This is a genomic window from Dyella sp. EPa41 (genome assembly GCF_016586165.1).
Taxonomy (GTDB): Bacteria; Pseudomonadota; Gammaproteobacteria; order Xanthomonadales; family Rhodanobacteraceae; genus Dyella.
This window is the reverse complement of record NZ_BCPR01000120.1, coordinates 1-8,007: the sequence shown is the minus strand read 5'-3', so window position 1 is coordinate 8,007 and position 8,007 is coordinate 1. Positions and strand designations below refer to the sequence as shown.

At 66.4% G+C, this 8,007-nt stretch carries 7 protein-coding genes; 4 read left to right on the top strand and 3 right to left on the bottom strand.

The window, feature by feature from the left end; genetic code table 11:
* Positions 1-161: 161 nt before the first annotated feature.
* Together purB and JMF82_RS21170 are read left to right on the top strand one after the other, a co-directional pair.
* Complete coding sequence (gene purB, locus JMF82_RS21175; protein ID WP_201316506.1) at positions 162-1,529, top strand: adenylosuccinate lyase; 1,368 nt, start codon at positions 162-164, stop codon at positions 1,527-1,529.
* A 163-nt stretch (positions 1,530-1,692) separates the two neighbouring features.
* The gene (locus JMF82_RS21170) at positions 1,693-2,217 is read left to right on the top strand and encodes a hypothetical protein (protein ID WP_201316505.1); all 525 of its coding nucleotides are present in this window, start codon (positions 1,693-1,695) and stop codon (positions 2,215-2,217) included.
* Positions 2,218-2,268: 51 nt separating this feature from the next.
* Here JMF82_RS21170 and gstA read toward each other — a convergent pair whose 3' ends face one another.
* Entirely contained in the window at positions 2,269-2,886 is a 618-nt protein-coding gene (gstA, locus tag JMF82_RS21165; protein WP_201316504.1) for a glutathione transferase GstA, read from the bottom strand.
* 158 nt (positions 2,887-3,044) lie between these two features.
* Here gstA and JMF82_RS21160 point away from each other — a divergent pair, with 158 nt between their 5' ends.
* Positions 3,045-3,416, top strand: coding sequence for a helix-turn-helix domain-containing protein (locus JMF82_RS21160; RefSeq protein WP_201316503.1), 372 nt, complete (start codon positions 3,045-3,047; stop codon positions 3,414-3,416).
* Between the two features lie 147 nt (positions 3,417-3,563).
* Here the strand turns inward: JMF82_RS21160 and cysK are convergent, their stop codons facing one another.
* Both cysK and cysG read right to left on the bottom strand, forming a co-directional pair.
* Positions 3,564-4,505: a cysteine synthase A gene (gene cysK / locus JMF82_RS21155; protein ID WP_201316502.1), complete on the bottom strand. Its 942-nt coding sequence runs from the start codon at positions 4,503-4,505 to the stop codon at positions 3,564-3,566.
* A gap of 75 nt (positions 4,506-4,580) precedes the next feature.
* On the bottom strand, positions 4,581-5,999 hold the full coding sequence (gene cysG, locus JMF82_RS21150; protein ID WP_201316501.1) for a siroheme synthase CysG: 1,419 nt from the start codon (positions 5,997-5,999) through the stop codon (positions 4,581-4,583).
* Positions 6,000-6,330: 331 nt separating this feature from the next.
* On the opposite strand from cysG, the gene JMF82_RS21145 reads away from it, so the two are divergent.
* Positions 6,331-7,347, top strand: a complete 1,017-nt coding sequence (locus JMF82_RS21145; RefSeq protein ID WP_201316500.1) for a LysR substrate-binding domain-containing protein — start codon at positions 6,331-6,333, stop codon at positions 7,345-7,347.
* The last annotated feature ends 660 nt before the right edge of the window (positions 7,348-8,007 follow it).

The window sequence follows — 8,007 nt, the reverse complement described above, 5'->3', positions numbered from 1 at the left end:
GACGCGCTGCCTTGACCAGGCGTGAGGCTGGATTGACCCCTCACCCCGGCCCTCTCCCTGAAGGGGTGAGGGGGAAAGCGTCAGGGCCCTCGCCAGGGCCGCAAAACGTCCCTTCCCGCCCCTGTTGTAAAATCTCCCCTTTCCCGCCTTGGAACACCCTGATGTCCTCCCATGCCCTGACCGCCCTGTCGCCCCTGGACGGCCGCTACGCCAGCAAGGTCGAAGCGCTGCGTCCGATCTTCAGCGAATTCGGCCTCATGCACCGCCGCGTGCACGTGGAGATCGAATGGCTGCTGGCCTTGGCCGCAGACAGGGGCATCGTGGAATTGCCGGCGTTTTCGGCCGAGCAGATCAGCAAGCTCAAGGGCATTGCCGCCGACTTCAACGTCGACGATGGCGCACGCATCAAGGCCATCGAAGCCACCACCAATCACGACGTGAAAGCGGTGGAGTACTTCATCAAGGAGCGCATCGGCAATGACGCGTCGCTGGCGCAGGCCAAGGAGTTCGTGCATTTCGCCTGCACCAGCGAGGACATCAACAACCTTTCCTATGCGCTGATGCTGCGCGACGCGCGCGAACAGGTGCTGCTGCCGGTGATCGACGGCATCATCGCCAAGCTGCGCGCACTGGCCCACGAAAACGCCTCGCTGCCGATGCTCTCGCGCACGCATGGCCAGACCGCGTCGCCGAGCACGTTGGGCAAGGAACTGGCCAACGTGGTCGCCCGCCTGGAGCGCCAGCGCAAGCAGCTCGTGGCGCTGGAAATTCCCGGCAAGATCAACGGCGCCGTGGGCAACTACAACGCCCACGCCATCACCTACCCGGAACTCGACTGGCGGGCGTTCTCGCAGCGTTTCGTGGAAAGCCTGGGCCTGGACTACAACCCGTACACCACGCAGATCGAGCCGCATGACGGCGTCGCCGAGTACTGCGACGTGATCCGCCGCGCCAACATCATCCTGATCGACCTGGCGCGCGATATCTGGGGCTACATCTCGCTGGGCTACTTCAAGCAGGCGCTGAAGGCCGGTGAAGTCGGCTCGTCGACCATGCCGCACAAGGTCAACCCGATCGACTTCGAGAACGCCGAGGGCAACTTCGGCCTCGCCAACGCCCTGCTCGGCCACTTCGCCGAGAAGCTGCCGATCAGCCGCTGGCAGCGCGACCTGACGGATTCCACCGTGCTGCGCGCGCTGGGCACGGCGTTCGGCCACACCGTGGTCGCGCTGGAATCGCTGAAGAAGGGCCTGGGCAAGCTCACCGTCAACGCCGACCGTCTTGCCGCCGACCTCGACGCGAGCTGGGAAGTGCTGGCCGAGGCCGTGCAGACCGTGATGCGCCGTTATGGCCTGCCGGAGCCGTACGAACAGCTCAAGGCACTGACCCGCGGCCAGGGCATCACCAAGGATTCCATGCGCACCTTCATTACCGGCCTGGACCTTCCGGCCGATGCGAAGCAGCGCCTGCTGGACCTGACGCCGGGCGGTTATATCGGTCTCGCCGAGCCCTTGGCGAAGGACATCTGATCCGGCGATCATCGGGGCGTCGGGGCTGAGCCCCGCATCCATGGATGGAGCCCCGATGCACTTCGGTCCACAACGCGAAGTCGGTGAGGCCGAAAGCGCGTACTACTCCCGGATGGCGAAGTTTTGCTGGTGCTGGGCCTTCTGTTCCGCGCCGGCTTTCGCATTGGCCATCCATGCCCTGTCGCGCGGCCTCGGTGACGGATGGCTCTGGAAGAGCACGGTGTTCGCGATGCTGCTCGCCGGTTTCGCGCTCGGCATGTCCGTCTTCGCCGGCATCGGCTTCTCGACAGGCAGCGGCCTCGCGCACATCCGCGAGGCCTCGGCTAAGACAGCGAAGGGGATGGAGCGCGCCTTCTTTGTGCTCGCCAGCGCACTGATCCTTCCGCTCTGGATCTTCGCGGGCTACCAGGTGCTTCACGCCATGCTCTGGCAGGAAATCATCGCGACGGACAGACACGCCGGTTCCCGATGGGCCCCACTCCAGGACGAGCCGATGCTTTTCCTGTTGGCCTTGGCGATATTCACCATCAGCTTTGCGGCGCTGCCGCCACTATGGATGCAGGCCGCGCGCACCACGTTCGCTCGCCCGACCCGCGCTGGCACCGCCTTGGGCATGGCTCGCGGCCCTCACGCCTCGTATCGGTGGCGGGAGCGGCGCGGCACGCCAAGGATCGGCAAGGGCGCCTAGCCGCCCAGATACGCGCCCCTCGAAGAGGCGCGCATCCATGGCTGTTATGCGTCAGGCAGCCGCCTTGACCAGCCCTTCCGCCACCATCGCCGCCTGCACCTTCGGCCGGTCCGCCACGCGCTTCTGGAACGCCAGCAATGCCGGGAAACCCGACAAGTCCAGGTCGACGTGCCTGGACCAGTTGGTCACGGTGAAGAGATAGGCATCGGCCACGCTGAAGCGATCGCCCACCAGCCAGTCGTGACTGGCCAGCTGCTGCTCGATCAGCGCATAGCGCTTGCGCAGGTAGTCCTTGCGCTCCTGGCGGACTGCATCCGGCGTGTCCGGCTTGAACAGCGGCGTGTAGGTCTTGTGCAGTTCGGAGTTGATGTAACCGAGCATTTCCTGCAGCCGGTAGCGCGCCGCAGTGCCGTTCGCCGGGGCCAGGCCGCTTTCCGGTTTCTGGTCGGCAAGGTACTGCACGATCGCGGGGCCTTCGGTGAGCAGTTCGCCATTGTCCAGCAGCAGCGCCGGAACGTAGCCCTTGGGATTGATCTGCCAATAATCTGCGCCGCTCGCGGTGAGCTTGGCCTTGGTGTCGACTTTCTCCAGCTCCAGTGCGATGCCCGCCTCCTTGGCAACGATGTGGGGAGACAGCGAACAGGCACCGGCGGCGTAGTAGAGCTTCATGGCGTTTCTCCGAACGGATGGGAAGGAAGGCCTCGTGGCGATCTCCGATCGCCGAGGCGTCGCCATGCTAGCCACCCATGGTTACTGTTGGATACCACCTAACTGCTGGTTACGCATAAAATCCGGTAACCGATCAGTTACCGATATCGAGGCACGCCATGGGCCTTCCCGTACGCAAGAGCAAGGTCGCTCCACCTCCCGCCTGCCCGCTCAGCGAGGTGCTGTTGCTGCTGCGTGGCGCATGGGCGCCCAACGTGGTCTGGCAGCTGAGCGGCGAGCCGCGACGCTTCGGCGAGTTGCGCCATGACCTGCCGCGCATTTCCGCACGTGTGCTGAGCGCACGGCTGCGCGAGCTGGAAACGCGGGGCCTGGTGACGCGGCGCGTACTGCACACCTCGCCGCCTTCCGCCGAGTACGCATTGACCCCGCTGGGCCGCGAGCTGCTGCCGGCGATCAATGCCCTGGCCGCCGTCGGCCAGAAGCTGATCGCGGAGTGGGAGGCGCATCAACGTCCGCGTCGCCGGGCATGAATCGACACATCGGCGACACGTCGCCTTGTAGGAGCGCACCCAGTGCGCGATCGGCGCTTCGGTGTTCCGCGATGCCGGGCCGTCGCGGACAGGTGCGCTCCCACGAAGGAAAAACCCACTAGCTGAAATGAAAGCGCACGGCGCCTTTCACTCCACCTCGTCCGATCCTTCATTGACGCCCTCGAACAGGAACGTCGAGAGATAACGCTCGCCGGTATCCGGCAGCATGGCCAGCAGCACCGAGCCCTCCGGTGCGTCCTTCGCCACCTGCAGAGCGGCCGCCAGCGTCGCGCCGGAGGAGATGCCCACGAAGATGCCTTCCTGCTGCGCCAGCGCGCGCGACGTGTCGCGCGCCACCACGTCATCCACCGGAATGATCTGCTGCGCCACGTCGCGGTTGAGCACGCCCGGCACGAAGTCCGGCGTCCAGCCCTGGATCTTGTGCGGCTGCCATTCCTTGCCCGCGAGCAACGACGCACCGGCCGGCTCGCTGGCAATCACCTTCACCTCGGGACGCGCCACCTTCAACACTTCGCCCACGCCCGTGAGGGTGCCGCCCGTGCCCCAGCCGGTCACGAAATAGTCGAGCCGCTTGCCGGCAAAGTCGCGCAGGATCTCCGCCGCCGTGGTGTTTCGGTGATAGGACGGGTTCGCCGGATTCTCGAACTGCTGCGCCAGGAACCAGCCATGCTTGTCGGCCAGCTCCTTCGCCTTGCGCACCATGCCGCTGCCGCGTTCGGCCGCCGCCGTGAGCACCACCTTGGCACCGTAGGCGCGCATCAGCTTGCGCCGTTCGACCGAGAACGTCTCGGTCATCACCGCCATGAACGGATAGCCACGCGCTGCGCACACCGCCGCGAGCGCCACGCCCGTGTTGCCCGACGTTGCTTCCACCACGGTCTGGCCGGGCTTGAGCAGCCCCTTCTGTTCCGCGTCGATGATGATGGCGTACGCCAAACGGTCCTTGACCGAACCCGCCGGGTTGAACGCCTCCACCTTGGCATACAGCTTCACGTGCTTCGGCGCGAGCCGATGAATGCGCACGATGGGCGTGTTGCCGATGGTGTCGAGGATGCTGTCGTAAATCATGAGGTCACTCCGTGGAACAACATGGAAGGGATGGGCGGCGCACGCGATGGTGCGCCCGCGCGAGCTAAGGTTGTGTCAAGCCGCCTCGATCAAGGGCGACGCGGCGGCGAGCGGAGGACGTCCGAACCAGGCCAGGGTGTTCGCGAGCGCGGCCACTTCGCCGATGATCAACAGCGCCGGCGAGCGCACTTCAGCGGCCGCGGCGCGCTCCGCCAGGCTATCGAGCGTGCCGGTTATGACGCGCTGCTCGGGCCGCGAACCGTTCTCCACCAGCGCGAACGGCGTGCTGCCGGAACGGCCATGGGCGATCAGGCGCTGCCGGATCATGGGCAATTCGCTGGTACCCATATAGACGGCCAAGGTCTGCTTTTCCTGCGCCAGCGCGGACCAGTCCAGCGTGTCGATGGAATCACGGCAGTGAGCGGTCACCAGCCGCACCGACTGCGCGTGGTCGCGATGGGTCAGCGGCACGCCCGCATAGGCCGCGCACGCGAGCGCCGCGGTAATGCCCGGCACCACCTCGTAGGGAATGCCGTGCCGGCGGAGGAATTGGAGCTCCTCGCCGCCGCGCCCGAACACGAAGGGATCACCGCCCTTCAGTCGCACCACCCGCTTGCCCGCGGCGGCATGCTCGAGCATCAGCGCATGGATCTGCGCCTGCGTCGTATGGTGGTTGCCGGCCTGCTTGGCCACCTCGATACGTTCGGCATCCCGGCGCGCCAGCGCCAGCACGTCATGGCTCACCAGGCGATCGTGCAGGATCACGTCGGCTTCGTTCAGGGCGCGCAGGCCGCGCAGGGTGAGCAGGCCCGGATCGCCCGGGCCGGCACCGAGCAGGACGACCGAACCGGCTCGCGGCGCATCGAACGAATCGAGCAGGCGCTCCGCCGATGCTTCAGCCAGGGCCTGCTGCCCACGCCGCAACAGGCTTTGCACGGGGCCCGCCAACAGGCGCTCGTAGTAGCGTCGGCGCAGCGCCGCCTCGGGCAAGTGCTTGCGGATTCGCCCACGCATATCGGCCAGCAAGGCGGCCAGCGGGCCGACCACCGGGTCCACCAGTACTTCCAGGCGCTCGCGCAGCAGGCGCGCCAGCATCGGTGCGTGGCCTCCGCTGGAGATCGCGATGGTGACAGGCGCGCGGTCGATCACCGCCGGCACGTGGAAACTCGATTGCGCGGCGTCGTCCACGACGTTGACGAACAGGTGCCGGGCCTCCGCCAGCTCACGGATGCGCCGATGCAACGTGGCGTCGCCGGTTGCCGCGACCACCAGCCACACGTCGTCCAGCCATGCCTCCTCGAAACGACCGCTGCGCCATCGCACGCGCCCCTGCTCTACCCATGCCTGCAAAGCGGGCGAAAGCCGGGGCGATCCCACGATCACCGTGGCGCCTGCTTCCACCAGCGCGGCCGCCTTCCGCTCGCCCACGACGCCACCGCCGACCACCAGTACCTGGCGACCCGACAGATCGGCGAACAGCGGATACAGCTTCATCAAACGGGGCTCCGGCAACGCGCAATCGGGATGGTCCGCACCACGCTAGGTAGCGGCCTGCCACGGCGCAAATGATTTATCGCGCGCGGAATATCACCCGTAGTTATAAGCCCGAGGCCGCCGCCCCGAGTATTGACGCATCGCACCAATCACTGTATAGACGTCTAAATACAGACCTCGAACGAACCCAAGCCCGTGGACAGCCACCGCAAACCAAGGGGTGCCGACAGGGCCTGCTGCACCGGCAGCCGGCCATCGGGCAGGGTCGCGCGATGTATTCGTTCCGCGACTGAGAGCCACCACTCCCTCGATTGCCTGCGGAACCCGAGCCATGACCCTTACCCAACTGCGTTATCTGGTCGCCATCGCTGATGCCGGCCTGAACATCACCCTGGCGGCCGAACGGGTGCACGCCACCCAGCCCGGCCTCAGCAAGCTGCTGCGCCAACTCGAAGACGAACTCGGTTTCCAGCTGTTCCACCGCAAGGGCCGCAGCCTGCATGCGATCACGCACGCCGGCACCCATGTGCTCGAACGCGCGCGCGTCATCCTTGCCGAAGCGGCCAACATCCGCTCCATCGCCGCCAACCTGCGCAACGAATCGCACGGCACGCTGCGCATCGCCACCACGCACACGCAGGCCCGTTTCGCACTGCCAAGCGCGGTGGCCTCGTTGAGCCGCAGCTATCCGCAGGTAAGCGTCCATCTGCAGCCGGTCAGCGATTCGGATGTCATGTCGCTGCTGGAGGGTGGCCTGGTCGACCTCGCCATCGTCAGCACGGCCGCTGGTGCTCCGCCGCCGAGCGGCATCGCCCTGCCCGCCTACCGCTGGCACCGCATCGTGCTCGTGCCTGGCAATCATCCCTTGGCCAAGCAAAAGCAGGCGCCATCGCTGCAGCAGCTGGCCGCTCATCCGATCATCAGCTACGACTCCTCGCTCAAGCCGGAGTCCTCGCTGGCGCGCGCGTTCCATGCCGCCAACCTGCATCCGCAGATCGCGATGACGGCAAGTGATGCCGACCTCATCAAGACCTATGTGCGCGAAGGCCTTGGCGTTGGCGTACTGGCGGAGATGGCTTTCCAGCCCGAGCTCGACACGGATTTGCGCGAGCTTGATGCCGACCTGCTGTTCGAGCCATGCACGACGTGGATCGTGCTGCGTCGGGAGAGCGTGCTGCGCGAATACGCGCTGGATTTCATCAGCGTGTTTGCGCCGCATCTCGAGCGTCGCGCGGTGAGTCGTGCGCTGGCCAATGGTACGGCCGGTGCTTCGTGGAGCGGCGTGCCGCATTGGCGGGAGCGCAAGGTACCGCACAAGGTGGCGGAGCTGGCGGTTGCAGTGGAGTGATGGCCGGACGGCTCTTCGATCACGCCGGTCGCGGTTGCCGTTCTATCGCCGGCGTGGACGCTCCCTTGCAGGAGCGCACCCAGTGCGCGACAGGCTTTCGCGCCGGTCTGCAGCATTCGTTCCTTAGGCATGCAGTTGGCGACGTCTTAGTTGCTGTCTTCCGCGATCTGGCTCGCCTGCGGCGGGCTTCCGCCCTCCTGCCGGAGGCCGGGTCACTTTCTCTTGCTTGCCCAAGAGAAAGTAACCAAAGAGAACGGCACCTCGCGTGGCGCTGTCTGGGCTATGCCCAGCCAGTGCGTGAGGGGCGGCCGGGCTTTTCGACCGGGCTCCTGCCCGGACGAAAAGTGCCCGACGTCCTGTCGGGCACCCCTGCGGGGCCTGATCGTCCGCCCCTCACCGCCACACAGGGGATGGTTGAAGGCTCGTGCCGCTGCGCGGCACATCGCATCGAGGAGCTGATGGCCGCCGTTCGTTGTGGGAGCGCACCCAGTGCGCGACCGCGGACTGACGTGGTTGCCCCGGTCTGCGGTGGTCGCGACTACCGCGGCGTGTTCCGGCGTTGCGGTCGCGCACTGGGTGCGCTCCTACCGAGGTAGGGAGGAATTTCGCGAGCCCCACCCCTCACCCCAGCCCTCTCCCCAGAGGGGAGAGGGAGAAAGG

Bases quoted from the DNA above. Each gene is read 5' to 3' on its own strand.
- cysG (WP_201316501.1), bottom strand. From the start codon at position 5,999: ATGAAGCTGTATCCGCTGTTCGCCGATCTGTCGGGTCGCCAGGTACTG.
- JMF82_RS21160 (WP_201316503.1), top strand. From the start codon at position 3,045: ATGGGCCTTCCCGTACGCAAGAGCAAGGTCGCTCCACCTCCCGCCTGC.
- purB (WP_201316506.1), top strand. From the start codon at position 162: ATGTCCTCCCATGCCCTGACCGCCCTGTCGCCCCTGGACGGCCGCTAC.
- cysK (WP_201316502.1), bottom strand. From the start codon at position 4,505: ATGATTTACGACAGCATCCTCGACACCATCGGCAACACGCCCATCGTG.
- JMF82_RS21145 (WP_201316500.1), top strand. From the start codon at position 6,331: ATGACCCTTACCCAACTGCGTTATCTGGTCGCCATCGCTGATGCCGGC.
- gstA (WP_201316504.1), bottom strand. From the start codon at position 2,886: ATGAAGCTCTACTACGCCGCCGGTGCCTGTTCGCTGTCTCCCCACATC.